19 protein-coding genes, 1 tRNA gene and 1 pseudogene are annotated in these 13400 nt (G+C 46.4%); 6 read left to right on the top strand and 15 right to left on the bottom strand.

What is annotated here, in order from left to right:
* Positions 1-232: 232 nt before the first annotated feature.
* Positions 233-1708, top strand: a complete 1476-nt coding sequence (locus RB298_RS10570) for an aminotransferase class I/II-fold pyridoxal phosphate-dependent enzyme (protein ID WP_096773119.1) — start codon at positions 233-235, stop codon at positions 1706-1708.
* 60 nt (positions 1709-1768) lie between these two features.
* Here the strand turns inward: RB298_RS10570 and RB298_RS10565 are convergent, their stop codons facing one another.
* Both RB298_RS10565 and RB298_RS10560 read right to left on the bottom strand, forming a co-directional pair.
* The gene (locus RB298_RS10565) at positions 1769-2092 is read right to left on the bottom strand and encodes a DUF1292 domain-containing protein (protein WP_009589641.1); all 324 of its coding nucleotides are present in this window, start codon (positions 2090-2092) and stop codon (positions 1769-1771) included.
* Between the two features lie 94 nt (positions 2093-2186).
* On the bottom strand, positions 2187-2741 hold the full coding sequence (locus RB298_RS10560) for a copper amine oxidase (protein WP_015734300.1): 555 nt from the start codon (positions 2739-2741) through the stop codon (positions 2187-2189).
* 251 nt (positions 2742-2992) lie between these two features.
* Here RB298_RS10560 and RB298_RS10555 point away from each other — a divergent pair, with 251 nt between their 5' ends.
* Both RB298_RS10555 and RB298_RS10550 read left to right on the top strand, forming a co-directional pair.
* Positions 2993-3730 carry an MBL fold metallo-hydrolase gene (locus tag RB298_RS10555; RefSeq protein ID WP_096773118.1) on the top strand — a complete coding sequence of 246 codons (738 nt, stop codon included), beginning with the start codon at positions 2993-2995 and terminating at the stop codon, positions 3728-3730.
* 66 nt (positions 3731-3796) lie between these two features.
* On the top strand, positions 3797-4030 hold the full coding sequence (locus RB298_RS10550; protein ID WP_096773117.1) for a DUF3892 domain-containing protein: 234 nt from the start codon (positions 3797-3799) through the stop codon (positions 4028-4030).
* A 96-nt stretch (positions 4031-4126) separates the two neighbouring features.
* Here the strand turns inward: RB298_RS10550 and RB298_RS10545 are convergent, their stop codons facing one another.
* Both RB298_RS10545 and RB298_RS10540 read right to left on the bottom strand, forming a co-directional pair.
* Positions 4127-4570: a GNAT family N-acetyltransferase gene (locus tag RB298_RS10545; protein ID WP_015734297.1), complete on the bottom strand. Its 444-nt coding sequence runs from the start codon at positions 4568-4570 to the stop codon at positions 4127-4129.
* A gap of 354 nt (positions 4571-4924) precedes the next feature.
* The gene (locus RB298_RS10540) at positions 4925-5188 is read right to left on the bottom strand and encodes a hypothetical protein (protein WP_096773116.1); all 264 of its coding nucleotides are present in this window, start codon (positions 5186-5188) and stop codon (positions 4925-4927) included.
* Positions 5189-5323: 135 nt separating this feature from the next.
* Between RB298_RS10540 and RB298_RS10535 the strand changes: the two genes are divergently transcribed.
* Positions 5324-5396, top strand: a tRNA-Val gene (locus RB298_RS10535).
* Between the two features lie 204 nt (positions 5397-5600).
* Here RB298_RS10535 and RB298_RS10530 read toward each other — a convergent pair.
* Positions 5601-5720 (bottom strand): annotated as a pseudogene (locus tag RB298_RS10530) (YolD-like family protein); the annotation flags it as partial.
* A 132-nt stretch (positions 5721-5852) separates the two neighbouring features.
* A complete protein-coding gene (locus RB298_RS10525; RefSeq protein WP_096773115.1) occupies positions 5853-6149 on the bottom strand; it encodes a hypothetical protein in 297 nt (98 codons plus the stop codon).
* A gap of 278 nt (positions 6150-6427) precedes the next feature.
* Here RB298_RS10525 and RB298_RS10520 point away from each other — a divergent pair, with 278 nt between their 5' ends.
* Positions 6428-6751 carry an ATP-dependent DNA ligase gene (locus tag RB298_RS10520; RefSeq protein ID WP_369682781.1) on the top strand — a complete coding sequence of 108 codons (324 nt, stop codon included), beginning with the start codon at positions 6428-6430 and terminating at the stop codon, positions 6749-6751.
* 62 nt (positions 6752-6813) lie between these two features.
* Here the strand turns inward: RB298_RS10520 and RB298_RS10515 are convergent, their stop codons facing one another.
* Positions 6814-6921 (bottom strand): sporulation protein YjcZ, encoded by a 108-nt coding sequence (locus RB298_RS10515; protein ID WP_192569185.1) that lies wholly within the window; start codon positions 6919-6921, stop codon positions 6814-6816.
* Positions 6922-7455: 534 nt separating this feature from the next.
* Here RB298_RS10515 and RB298_RS10510 point away from each other — a divergent pair.
* Positions 7456-7557 carry a YjcZ family sporulation protein gene (locus tag RB298_RS10510; protein ID WP_096773114.1) on the top strand — a complete coding sequence of 34 codons (102 nt, stop codon included), beginning with the start codon at positions 7456-7458 and terminating at the stop codon, positions 7555-7557.
* Positions 7558-7711: 154 nt separating this feature from the next.
* On the opposite strand, the gene RB298_RS10505 is transcribed toward RB298_RS10510, so the two are convergent.
* The 8 genes from RB298_RS10505 to RB298_RS10470 form a co-directional block, all read right to left on the bottom strand.
* Positions 7712-8125 carry a hypothetical protein gene (locus RB298_RS10505; RefSeq protein WP_096773113.1) on the bottom strand — a complete coding sequence of 138 codons (414 nt, stop codon included), beginning with the start codon at positions 8123-8125 and terminating at the stop codon, positions 7712-7714.
* A 19-nt stretch (positions 8126-8144) separates the two neighbouring features.
* The gene (locus tag RB298_RS10500; RefSeq protein WP_015734291.1) at positions 8145-8408 is read right to left on the bottom strand and encodes a helix-turn-helix domain-containing protein; all 264 of its coding nucleotides are present in this window, start codon (positions 8406-8408) and stop codon (positions 8145-8147) included.
* On the bottom strand, positions 8398-8604 hold the full coding sequence (locus RB298_RS10495) for a hypothetical protein (RefSeq protein ID WP_009589586.1): 207 nt from the start codon (positions 8602-8604) through the stop codon (positions 8398-8400). Before RB298_RS10495 ends, RB298_RS10500 begins: the two co-directional genes overlap by 11 nt.
* A gap of 307 nt (positions 8605-8911) precedes the next feature.
* Entirely contained in the window at positions 8912-9052 is a 141-nt protein-coding gene (locus RB298_RS10490) for a cyclic lactone autoinducer peptide (RefSeq protein ID WP_009589655.1), read from the bottom strand.
* Positions 9036-9578, bottom strand: a complete 543-nt coding sequence (locus tag RB298_RS10485) for an accessory gene regulator ArgB-like protein (RefSeq protein ID WP_051425425.1) — start codon at positions 9576-9578, stop codon at positions 9036-9038. Before RB298_RS10485 ends, RB298_RS10490 begins: the two co-directional genes overlap by 17 nt.
* Positions 9520-10197, bottom strand: a complete 678-nt coding sequence (locus RB298_RS10480; RefSeq protein ID WP_119849230.1) for a hypothetical protein — start codon at positions 10195-10197, stop codon at positions 9520-9522. Before RB298_RS10480 ends, RB298_RS10485 begins: the two co-directional genes overlap by 59 nt.
* Positions 10198-10978: 781 nt before the next feature.
* The gene (locus RB298_RS10475) at positions 10979-12610 is read right to left on the bottom strand and encodes a hypothetical protein (protein ID WP_486047033.1); all 1632 of its coding nucleotides are present in this window, start codon (positions 12608-12610) and stop codon (positions 10979-10981) included.
* 1 nt (position 12611) lies between these two features.
* Positions 12612-13397 (bottom strand): ABC transporter ATP-binding protein, encoded by a 786-nt coding sequence (locus RB298_RS10470; protein WP_486047032.1) that lies wholly within the window; start codon positions 13395-13397, stop codon positions 12612-12614.
* Between the last annotated feature and the right edge of the window lie 3 nt (positions 13398-13400).

Genomic DNA, 13400 nt, shown 5'->3' with positions numbered 1-13400 from the left:
TACGTCGATTGACGTTTATCTTATGGATGATATTTTAATGAAGGAACGATGAAGAACGCATCCCTCCCCCTTAATATGTCCAAAGTATGAAGCGCTGCCGGTCCGTGCAAAAAAAGCCGGTCATTCTTCTTGCATTCCCCCCCTATTTTGCTATACTCAATTTTGTTTATATAAAAACAGAAATCGACAAATCATAAGAAAATAAACATAAGGAAAGGTTGTGACAACGTCCATGGACCACAGTCGTACACCGCTCTTCACCGCGCTTAAAGAACACGCGGCCAAAAACCCCGTGCAATTTCACATTCCGGGACATAAGAAGGGCCTCGGCACCGATGCCGAATTCAGGGAATTTATAGGGGATAACGCCTTTTCTATAGATTTGATCAATATTGCGCCGCTGGATGATTTGCATCAGCCTACAGGCGTCATTGAAGAAGCCCAGAAGCTGGCCGCCGACGCATTCGGTGCCGACCACACTTACTTCAGTGTCCAAGGGACAAGCGGAGCGATCATGACCATGATCATGTCGGTATGCTCCCCCGGCGATAAAATCATCGTACCGCGCAACGTTCATAAATCCGTGCTTTCCGCCATCATCTTTACCGGTGCCAAGCCTGTGTTCGTATCGCCTGCCCAGGATTCCAATGTGGGGATCGATCACGGGATCACGATCAGCTCCGTACGGAAAGCGCTAAAGCGTCACCCTGACGTCAAAGCCGTACTGGTCATCAATCCGACGTACTTCGGGGTGAGTGCTAACCTGAAGGAAATCGTCGATTTGGCCCACAGTTACAATGTTCCCGTGCTTGTGGACGAAGCGCACGGGGTTCTGATCCATTTTCATGAAGAACTTCCGATGTCGGCAATGGAAGCCGGTGCCGATATGGCTGCGACCAGCGTTCATAAACTCGGCGGATCGATGACCCAAAGCTCCGTGCTGAACGTGAACACCAAGAACGGATACATCAATCCTTACCGCGTGCAGACCATCATCAGTATGCTGACCACAACGTCGACCTCCTACATCCTGCTGGCATCGCTGGATACTTCTCGCCGGAGCCTGGCGCTGCATGGACGGGAAATGGCTGCAAGGACGATTGAATTGGCGCAATATGCACGAAACGAAGTCAACAAAATCGAAGGCCTGTACTGCTTCGGGAAGGAAATACTGGGCGGAGAAGCAACGTACTCCTATGATCCGACCAAGTTGACCGTTCATGTACGCCATCTTGGCATTACGGGATATGAAACCGAAAACTGGCTGCGGGACCACTACAATATTGAAGTGGAGCTCAGCGATATGTACAACATTTTGTGCCTCATTACACCGGGGGACAACCGGGAGACGATCGATATTCTGCTGACGGCGCTCCGAGAGCTTTCGGACCAGTACATGCACGTGAACGAAATAAATGAGCTGGTCGTGAAAACGCCGGAAATTCCGCAGCTGTCGCTTATTCCCCGCGATGCGTTTTATGGGGATACGGAGGTCGTGCCGTTCAAGGAATCGGCCGGACGCATTATTGCCGAATTCATCTATGTCTACCCGCCGGGGATTCCGATTTTGCTTCCGGGCGAAGTGATTTCCCAGGAAAACATCGATTACATTACCGACCATGTCGAGGTCGGCCTGCCTGTCAAAGGTCCTGAGGACCGCAGCATTCAGAACGTGAAAGTCATCGTGGAAACGGATCCTATATTCTAAGGCAGCAAATACAAAAAACCCGGTGCGAGTGGTTCGCATCGGGTTTTTCGTTAGGGAGTGTTACTCCTGGTTTGCAGCAGCGACCAGTTCGTTGTAAACCGCCTCTACTTCATTCCATTCGTCTTCGTCCTCAATATTGTAAAGAACCATTTCCTCGTTCTCTTCTTCCATACGTAGAATGACGCCGTCCGCTTCCGGATTCTCACGTTCAAGCAAAAGCGCGTAAAGCTTCTCGCCGACATCAAATGTCTCCACGAGAACCATCTCTACTTCTTTTCCTTCTTCATCCGTCAATGTCAGCACAAACTCTTCATGCTCGTGGTCGTGGTCATGATCGTGACCGCAGCCGCAAGCATCTCCGTGTTCATGTTTGTGTTCGCTCATTGAAAAAACCTCACTTCGGTTAAATTATCATACTTTCGTATCGTATCACGGATAGCTTCTTCAGGTCAATTTTTGCCAAGCGGCGATGGACCCATCAATTTAGGGCGGTAATCACTTTCTCCGCAACTTTCACAAACCCGTCATCCGATTTGACTTTTACATAAAAGCCTACCGAGTATTTTCCGGCCGTTTTGAAATCGTATGTGAAATCATAGGTTCGGAACCAGAAGTTATCCTTGCGGTCCTTCACTTCCTGGGACTGGATGTCCTTGATATTGCCCGAAGGATCCTCAATCGCTACTTTCACGGCATGAATATTGTTGTTTAAGCTGTCTACTTGGCTAAATACATTGAATTTCAGCTTGCCTTTGTTTACGTTGCCGAATACAGTATCTCCTTTAAAGAGAAAAATATGCACATTCGGCTTGACGACCTGGACTTGTCCATTCGCCGAATTCCAGTCCACAGCCCCGTCAAATTCCCGGACCGGCACATAGGTTTTGCCATCAATCAAATATCCGCCATCCTTCAATTCGCGTCCGTTCAGCCAAACCCGAACACGCTCATTGACGGAATCCGCAAACAAAAGGGTGCTGCCACCCATTAAAGAGAGCACTAGCATACATGCCATCACTTTTTTCCACTTCATTTCATACGTTCCCTCCATTGGCTCTTCTTGTTGTTATATGTGTATACTACATGTCAAAAAACAAGTTGCGGACAATTTTGCACTTTGTGGTAAAATTTTTTTCTCGTGGTTCAAGGCTTGATCTTATCACGATTTTTGCAGCATTACGGCTCCGTTTCGAGCATATACTTCGTGTAAATACATAAGAAATTCGTTAAAATACACATAAGCTTACTTGGAATATACATCATTTCATCAGGAGGTTTCATCCATTGACACTGACATTGCAAATGCTTGGCACCGGCAGTGCGTTTGCCAAGAATTACTATAACAATAACGCACTGATACATGACGGAAATTTCACGCTGCTCATCGACTGCGGAATCACCGCTCCGTTGGCGCTGCATCAGATGAACAAGACGTTTAACGATGTGGACGCCGTGCTCATCACGCATATTCATGCCGACCATGTTGGCGGTTTGGAGGAGCTTGCGTTTATTATGAAGATGAAATACAATCGCAAACTTCCGCTCTATATTGCTGAAGCGCTGGTGGAACCGATATGGGAACATACACTCAAGGGCGGCTTATATCAGCAGGGACATATCTCTTCCCTTCAGGATGTATTTGACGTGCATCCTTTGAAACCGGGCGTGAAGGCCTCTATTTCATCCGGAATCTCGGTGGAGCTGATTCATACGCAGCATATTCCGGGCAAAGACAGCTATTCGCTTTATTTGAACGATCGGATTTTTTACAGCGCGGACATGGTATTCGACCCCATCCTGCTGAAGCAATTGGTAAATGAACGGGATTGCGAAGTGATTCTGCATGAATGCCAGCTGCAGGGCCCGGGCGAGGTGCACACGACACTCGATGAACTGCTCAGCCTGCCTCAAGAAATTCAGGAGCGCACCTATCTGATGCATTACAGCGATGAGGTCGAAGCTTTCATCGGCAAGACCGGAAACATGGAATTCGTGGAGCAGCAGCGGGTATACGAATTGTAGTTCAATATGCGTCAATGCATAGTTTGCGAGGGTACCCGGGAATAATAAGGCCGGGAGGCGATTCATATGGATCAACAACAACAAGAAGTAGTAGGCGTACGTAAAAATGGTGATGGCGACATCATCGAACTAAAGCTGGATAACGGCAGCGTCGTGGACTACAAAACGGCCCAACAGATGGCCAAGAATAAGGAAATCAAGAACCTGAACGTATTCCGTGGACGTGATGGAGACGAACATCTTCGTTCCAATGCGGATGGCGATCCAAGCAACAACCTGGACAATTTGCCGACGTTCTAATTCATGCGCAAAAGACCTCGAGGCGATGCTCGAGGTCTTTTCTTTTTTTGGGGACGATGCGGAATGACCGGCATCTTATTTGGTTTGGTTAGAGGCCTACAATTCCTTTTTCATGCGAACATGGGGAATGCCTGCATCATCAAACGGCTCGTCCGAAATCGTCTCATACCCGAGCTTGCGGTAAAAAGCCTCTGCCTGCACCTGTGCATCGAGCACGGAATATTGCAGCTTTAGTTCGCGAGCCTGAGCTTCCAGCGCCATCATCAGCACACGGCCAATCCCTTTGGAACGGAACGGCTTCCGCACCGCGATCCGCTGCATTTTGGCGGAATCCTTATTGTAATAGGTAATACGCCCGGTTGCGGCGTACTGCCCCTCCGACTTGATCAAGACATGGTGTGCATCCGATTCCAGGCGGTCGTAATCATCGATCTCCAAATCGATCGGCACCTTCTGTTCTAGGACAAACACATCCTTTCGGATATCCAGCGCCTGCTGCAACTGCTCTTCCGTTGATACATTGATGATTTCTGCTGCCATTTCAACACCTCTTTATGTAGAATCATTTCCTCGTGATATCGCAGGTCGAGATATTATACAAAATATTCGTTTTCCTGTATAGTAGTAGAAGCTAAGGTCTTCACGAAAGGAGCATTGCCTTTATGAGCATGGGAGCCACGATATTTTGGGCTGTGGTCATTGCTGCCCTGATCATCTATCCCACTTTCTGGACGATCAAAAAAGGTTATTCCCGCAAATGGGATGAGGAATAGCATCGGCCGTCTTACAACAAGCCGCCAGCCTGCCAGCCGGCGGTTTGTTCTGCTCACGGTTCGATCAGAGATCATCATGATGGTTGGCCCGCGTTAAGCATAATGCCGTTCCTGGAGCTCTTTATGGATGGAGATCCCTTAACGTGTCCGCCGCATCCATCGGGGATACCGGCTCCAGCGCCCCGCTTCCCTGCTTGGAATATACGTCCTGATCAACAGAGCGCCCGTACACATCCAGCATCACGGGCGCTGCAGGGGCATGCAGCGGCTCCAATTGCACCGATGTTCTTTCCGGGACACTGCAGCCGCCGCCCGCAATAGATACCGCCAATAACGAGAACACCAGTCCTACTCGCTTGATACGATGGGATTTCCCACCTGTCATGCCATTCACGCTCCTTCATTGGCAAAATCATGCTGTATTTAGTCTGAACCGGAACGTGGTATTTTATAACGAGAAAACCATTGACAGCATCCTTGTCTGCTGGTAATATATGAATTACCTTTTTAAATATTTCATGATCTGTTAGCTCAGCTGGGAGAGCACTATCTTGACAGGGTAGGGGTCAGTGGTTCGAGCCCACTACAGATCATAACAAGGAGCCCTTGCGTAGCAAGGGCTTTTTTCTTTTCTTCTAATGGTTGTCTATCTGAATTTCACTTTTTGGGGACGAATTGGGGGACATAGTGAGTTAGACACTACTTCTAAGCCCGCATTTTGGTCTTATTTGACCTCATTTCTACTATTATAATAATTTGTTCAAGGGTAACACCTTCTTTATATAAAGAAAGATAAAAAGAACCGGTTTATTCTTCCTTTCCTCTTTCATCTGCCGGCGGATGATAGTTTCTTTATGTTCAGGAAGCATCATCCGGCTGGATTCCCAAAGTCCGTTACCTTCAAGCTTTTTACGTATCGTTGTGATTCATAGTGTCCTCCGATTTTAACCGAAACGTGATGTTAAAATATTTACGCAATTTCGTTACATCACAGCCTTATTATGTATACAAAAAATCCTTGAGGTTATTTAAACCCCAAGGATTTTTCGTTATTCTTCTTTCCAAACAGTATACCAATGTGTTGCTGTAGATTTATCATCATCTATGTACCAAAAAAAGTACTCCACTCCATCAACTGTAATGTAATGTAATGGCGTGAAATAGTCTCTGCTATACTGACTTTTTGGGTACATATAACCCGCTTTTACTTTACATGGGTTACAATATTGAGGCGTTATCTCAGATTCTGTCTGTGAGATAGGATTTGCAGATACTGGCGCTGCTACAGTCATAAAAGCAGCAATGATAGAAGAGAATATTACAAATTTTTTCCCCATTCTAACCACGCTAACACCTCCAGATATTTATAAAAGTTAATTTACATAACCCATATCAATTGTATCATTTGGATATTATTGGAGTATATAGTGTTTAAGAACCATTAAATGGTATAATTATGTATTTTTTATTCCGGATTTATCTTTGTCAATTGTCGCATTTGTCCGGGCTATTTTTAGAATAGATGACACGACATTAATCTACCATTACTTCTCGCCTCTTTATTACATAGCCAAGCGCTATAATTCAGGTAAAGTGGTATTTCTATGTTTATTGAACCGATGTTATTCGCAACAGCGCCCGCTCCATTCTCAGACTCGCATACGCGCGCCATAACAACGACTGTTCTCGCCAATATCCTGAGATAGCCAACGCTATATTTCCGCATGACATCGTATTGAACGGCGAAATCGCGTGCGTTGATCCCGCGACTGGCAACTCGGATTTTAAAGCGGTTATGACACGATTCAAGGCGAAGAAGACGGATAAAATTACAGCTTTAGCCGGAACTCTGCCGTCTACATTCGTCAATTTCGACGTGCTGCAGTATAACGGCTACTTCACCGATAGAAGACAAAGAAAAAGGACCCCCGATAGCCTAAGCCGGTAGGGATCCTCTCACATAAATACAACTGTTCAAATCACGTAGGGTCTTTGTCATCCGGGGGAGTATTATACCCAGAAAGAACCTAAAATGATGACCAACAAGATAAAGAGAACAAGAACTGCTCCGACTGAGTTTTTACCGCCGTATCCACCTTCGTAACCAACTTCACCCATGAGGACTCCTCCTTTCAACGATCTCGATACAAAGTATTCAAAATTTCAAGCAATGCTAGGGCCAATATTCTTATTAACAAAAAAAAACGCCAGCCTAAGCCAGCGAGGTTCTTTTTACCGATGCGGCGCTGACCACATGGATATCACGGGTTGTGTTACCCGAATTTTTCTCCTTCCCGTCAATGGGGACGGAAAATGGAGCATATGACACCGTACAAAAAGAGGAAGCTGTCACAAAAGCCATAAAAATGACTGCGGGACAGCTTCTTTTTTTTAAAGAAGGAAACCTGAGTTGTAGTTGGCGGGCTACACTCTCATGTATATTCACAGAAATGCCACTTTGCTAATCATTTTCATATGTACATCATCCAAAAAATACATAGGGGCTGCAACAACTCCCTCACGTTAAAAACTTCACCCAAGCAGCAATCGAGATAGGCTTGAAAATTAGGCTAAACACTTAGTTAATCACCCAAGCTTATACATAAGTGACCACATATTAATAATATGACTCTAAACAAAGGAGGAATAACCATGAGCGCTGATGCCGGGTATGGCTATGGCCGTAGTGCTGCTTTTGTCTTGGTTCTGTACATTCTTCTCGTTATCATTTTGGCAGCAGGTTTTTGGATCTAAAAACTAATGAAAACAGAAGCTGTTCCAAAAGCCATGAAAATGGCTGCGGGACAGCCCATTTCATAAAAAAACCATTCAGCGAGTCTCGGGGACGATGGGGGAAACTAAAGAGGGCCAAGTCCCCGTCTTTTGTCCTTACCTAAGACGCAAAAAATCAATCGAATATCGGTGCTTGATCCCATTCCAACTTAAATTGAGAACCAAACTTTCTGACAGAGTCTATATCAGCCGTAAGCGTGAAATCTTGATCAGCCCCAAAAAAGCCCAACTCATAAATACCTTCCGATTGGCTTCTTCTCCAGCTTAATTGATAGAGATGTTTTTCGAATGACATATATAATCCATCTAATTTGAATCCATTCAGTGTGTCCAACGGAAATTCCGTAGTTACTGTAATATAATTACGAATCGTTAGATTCGTCCAACCGAAATTCAAATCATAGATGAATCGGTTGGAATCATAAAATTTAAAGTTGATTTGGCATCCTTCGTACTTTCCAGGGATACGAGATATAAAATGAAATTCGGCTCGTGTCCCCTCGTCCGTACAATCTCTAAGCACAGGCATCTCTATACCTCCTGCCGACTCAATGTGTCGTCCAGTAATCCGCAGCTCTTTCCACTCTTTGAACGGGCTGTGCCTCTTCTTTCAGCACAATCAGGCTCTGCAATTCCCGCTTGTTCTTAAACATAATATAGCCTTGTTCCTCCAATGAAGCTATGCCCTCCATAATTTCGTTCGGTTTACGTCCCGTTAGGTACTTAAGTAACCGTAAGGTCGGGACACGGCTGCGATGCGCCGGATAGTTGATCAAAATTCGGAGCAGTTTTCGTTCCAGATCAGGAAGCATGCGAACCTCTTCCTTTCTGGGGCCTCCAGGACAGGATGTTGTTTTCATTGAACACCCGGGGCTTTCCCGTCTCCAGGCACGTTGCCCGAATCCGCTGATCCTTAATGCTGTGTATCTGTATTTTGCGCTGGGTAATGTTGCCCTTACGGTCTTCGTATATGATTTCTACGGTTTGCTCCAGGTATTTCTCAAACATGATGCACTCACCTCTGATAAGAACATTTGTTTGTATTATATGCGAACACTCGTTCTTTTATCAATGTTAATTTTACCCTAATCGGCTTGGCATCCATTACTAACCGGCTTGGCATCTATTACTAACAAACTCGCAATCATTGGAGCATCGATGGAACCGACCGTTAAGGACTCAGCTGTAGCTTCCTAAGTCATAATAAAAACCGGCGCCAACCGGCACCGGCTACTACGACCCATATCTCATTCAACAACCATGAACTTACCACAAATTTGGTGTACCCCAGTCCCCGTATCAATTGGATCAAGATTTATTTCAAAAGTTCTTCCGGCGTCTCTCCGCTATACACAAATACGGGACTTGCAGTATTAACGACAAATACGGCTACCAACGTCAGTGCAGATGCGATGAACGAAAAAAAACGATGACGAATCTTATGGATCCATAACATGAGCTTGTCCTCCTTTCCAGCGTAATAAACTAATAGCCTGGATTAAAAATATGACAGCCAATGTTGGGGACTGAAGGACAAAATTGAACATCACGATGAAGCAGCTAATCAAGCGGAGCTTAGAGTAATGCTTGCTCGGTATCCGGGATTGTCTCTCGATTCGGCTGGGAGCAAACAGCATAACCAGCAACAGACTAAGCGCATTCATAACGAGCACAGCTGCAATCCCCATATCAACGAAAGTCACCAAGGTAAACAGTGCTGTCGTGAACGCAATACAGCCGGCCCCCGTCTTAAGGTGATACCCTCCCGAGAATTGCCTCAGTATTGCGAAGCCCGTCAAGGCTATGACCGCCTCTCTCACGTTACCCGAGAAGATCGAAATCAGCAGCGTGAATACGACAATGAACATCACGTTGAATAGAATGGCGAGCGCGTGCTTCAAAACAGGAACGGAGGACGGATGATCAGGAACCTGACGTTTGATCCTCTCCGCTATCCGCTCTGACAGTCCTTCTATGATCATAAGACTCCCGCTCCTCTGTATTGATGGCATAATACAAGAAGATTCCAAATGTGATTCCAAAGAAGAGAAGATGCAGCCACAGGCGGTTGAGGTAAAACAGAATGGCAATTAATATCAGCACTACGATAATTAAAGCGATCAACAGAATATGTTCAAATTTAATGCGCAGCTTCTCCAGGTCGTACTTAAACCCGATACCGAACCTGTACATCAACCAGGATATCAGCAGTCCCGTCGCTCCTGACAGAACTTGAAGGATGTAACCTTTGGCAGGATCGGTCTGAATGGCATTGATCGATCCGAACACCGTAGTCAAATAGGCGGTTTGAATCAACGCGTAGAACATGTAGCCTATAATGGTGCAAATCGCCGACCAAATGACTGGAATTTTAATGATGGCCGAGAACAAGAACACAAAGATCATTACCGTAATAAGCGGGGCAAGAAAATCGAGCGAGAGTTCATTCCGCATGATGTAACTCTGTAGATTGGCAAGGATCATAACCAGCAGGGCTTGCCATATGTACTCCGTTGTTTTAAATCTAAGCAATGTCATGATCAGTGAATAAATCGCCAGTGTTTCAAAAGTCGAAAACACCATAAACCAAATAGCTTCCATTCAAAGATTTCCTCCCTACACCGTAAAGAAATGGTTTAATGTGTACAACGCCACTTCCCGATTCATCCTGGCTGAGCTGAATGGTTATAACGTCTCTAAGAAACGTATATCTTCAGCCTTCAGATTCTATCGAGTCGTCCCTGAATGATGCATGTTCTTGAGGTCAATTCCGATGGCGCCTGCCATTTCTTATATGTCTGGAAGCTCTGATGAAAAATGCAATAACATCGAACGGCGTCAATAGCTCCGGCTGGTATACAATTACCAAGCACAACGGCCCGGAACTTATAACGCCAAGACGAAGCAAACCACTGCAACGTTCAATCCGCAAAACAAAAAACGAGCATCAATGATCAAGAATCCACGACCTTATGAACATGACTAAGCCAGAATAAACTCGTGTCGCACGATGCGTAACATCCTGACATCATCATCTAAGTCGATTATATAAGGCCATGTAGGCATAACAACAGGTAATTAAATACATATGTGGGGGAATCCATCATGGATCTATGAAGTGTAGAGTTTATAAAAGGAGATAACTAGATATAACTCTATTATATACGAACCTACGTTCCTGTTCAACCATTAAGGAACGACAGAATTTATTTTATTCTGACATAAACCTTACACAATTAGATATTAAGTTAGGATCAACTAATCTGCATTCCAAGAAGAGGCATCCGCCGGATGCCCCTCCCCTTTTATTCCGTTCTCGTCCCCAACCTTTCAAAAGGATGCGCCTTGTTAGCCGGAATGTTTTTGTGTATGAGTAAAGCAGTCACTTATACAGTCTGGTCCAAGCCAAACCATTGGCAGCCAGCAGCACGACGATATAGGCCGATATACCGTAGGTAACCGTGCTACTAAAATAGTGCAAGCCGCATAACCCGCCGACAACGATAATGAACACCAGCACCCACCAGCCGTCTTTTTGCTGAGCCATATTAAACGCTTGGGAGAACGGCGGATGGCGAAGCATCGCCTTGGCCGACACAGGAATCAGCACCAAGCCGGTAAGAAGAATGATGAGAACGTCCGGTAGGATCCGAATACCGAATATGATCAGGAATACGATCGCATTCACAGTGAACAACGGCAGGAACATTTTTATGGCAAAGGCCTTTAAAGCTCCTTGATATAAGGGACTCATGCTTGGCAGCGGGGCCGCCCCAAACAGCCAGAAGGCCTTGGGTTTACCGGAGAATTTCAACATCATCACGACGGTTACAATCATGATAAGCATGACGTGCAGCACATAGTACGACGATCCCCTGCCGATTTCCGCCAGGGAGGAATTACGGATCGTGGAGAAAAAGAACAAGTAGGGCAGCAGAACGGACAACCCGAGCGTAGGATACACCTTCAGCTTGAATTCTCTCTCGTTCTTCAACATGCTGGCAGATAACCGGAAACATGCCTGTTCCGTGCGGGACCGGCATACGATTTTGGCCAAAAACCTGTCAAACCGACCGCGCTCCCGCCCTTTTCCCGCTTCGCTGTGCGCCAGCTTTTCCAGATACTGCTCGAAGGATGGAATATAACGAAGGTACGCCACCATGAGCAGAACCGGAACGAACACGGCCAGTAAGGATAGGACAATCAGCCACCCGCTCCCCTCGCCGAACATCCATTCAAATGGGGCCGCAAACCATACGGGCGGAAGCAGGACCTGCCACCAGGCCGGCGTAAATACCAAATTGAAATCAATCAAATCAAATGAACGGATCACGAACTGATAGCCGATGGCCAGCGTAGCGGAAAGCCCAATCTGTACATAATTGATCAGATCCTTCAGTTTCTCTCCGTCCCAATATTTCAGCAGCACCAGATAAATCATGGAGGTGCTCACCAGTATGAGCATATTCATGAGAATAAGCTCAAGGATGCAGATCAGGAAGAACAGCACGCCATGCTTAAACAGCCCCACGGCAAGTGAAGCGGCCGATAGCGCTCCGGTCAGCAGCAGCAAATAAATACCGGCATGAATCGATCTGGCCACGCCGACCGTGCGGCCGTCGATCGGTTTCGTCATCAGAATGCTGCGGTCGCGCACATCCAAAAGCACGGATGAGAAATCCGAAATCATGGAGGTCATGATCAGGAACATGAGGATGGCGGACAGGATGCTCATCGGCATCAGATATTCCGGATCGCTCCAGAACACAAACGGCGTCAGGACAAGCCCGATTAAGCCATACAACCAGAGGGAACTGACAAACAGGTTTTTGTCCTGCTCTTCAGCCTTCCGGCTGTTTGAAGATAATATGACGGGTGACCGCCTCGAGTCCATCAGCAGCTTGACATGCAAGATCCGCCGCAGCGTTTCATAGTCGACGCCCAGTCTCGAGATAACCCCTTGAAACCGATCCAGCAGCTTCAGCATTCGAAATGAAACTTCCGGGCCCGCCATATCAGCTTCCCTCCCGAACGATCGATACGAACCGCTCTGCGATGCTGGCATGGTCATTGAAGCCCGTCAGCTGATTGAACACCTCTTCCAGCGACCCTTCATGGGAATGCTGCTGCAGCTCTTTAAACGTTCCGTCCGCCACCACCCGGCTGTCTGCGAGCAGAACGATCCGGCTGCTGATTTTCTCGACGACGTCCATGATATGCGAGGAATAAAAAATCGTCTTGCCCTGTGCCGACAACTGCGCCAGTACCTCCTTGACCACCATCACGCTGTTTGCATCCAGCCCGCTTAAGGGCTCATCAAGGAACAAGAGATCCGGGTCATGCAGGAGACTCGAGATCAGCAGCACCTTTTGCCGCATTCCTTTTGAAAACGTGGCGATCCGAGCATGGTAAGCCTTTTGCATGTCAAAGCAGTCCATCAAATGTTTTGCCTTATAATCCGCAGCATCGTATGTAAGTCCGTACAATTCGCCGATAAAAGTCAGATATTCCGCGGCCGTTAACTGATCGTATAATTCCGCCACCTCGGGCACATACCCGATTTTCCGTTTATAATCGATATTCCCGTCGGAAATATCCTGGCCGAATATGCGGACCGTTCCCGTATACCCTTCAACCAGCCCAAGCATAATTTTAACCGTCGTGCTCTTTCCCGCCCCGTTCGGACCGATATATCCTATCATCTCGCCGCGGTTGACCTTCAGATCAATCCCGTTCAATACATAACGGTTATCATATTTCATGCGCAGGTCTTCAATCGATAACACTTCATTTTCGGACATGAT

The organism is Priestia sp. BR_2 (genome assembly GCF_041954005.1).
GTDB lineage: Bacteria > Bacillota > Bacilli > Paenibacillales > Paenibacillaceae > Paenibacillus_AQ > Paenibacillus_AQ lautus_A.
The sequence above is the reverse complement of the archived record's forward strand: the minus strand, read 5'-3'. Positions and strand labels throughout refer to the sequence as shown.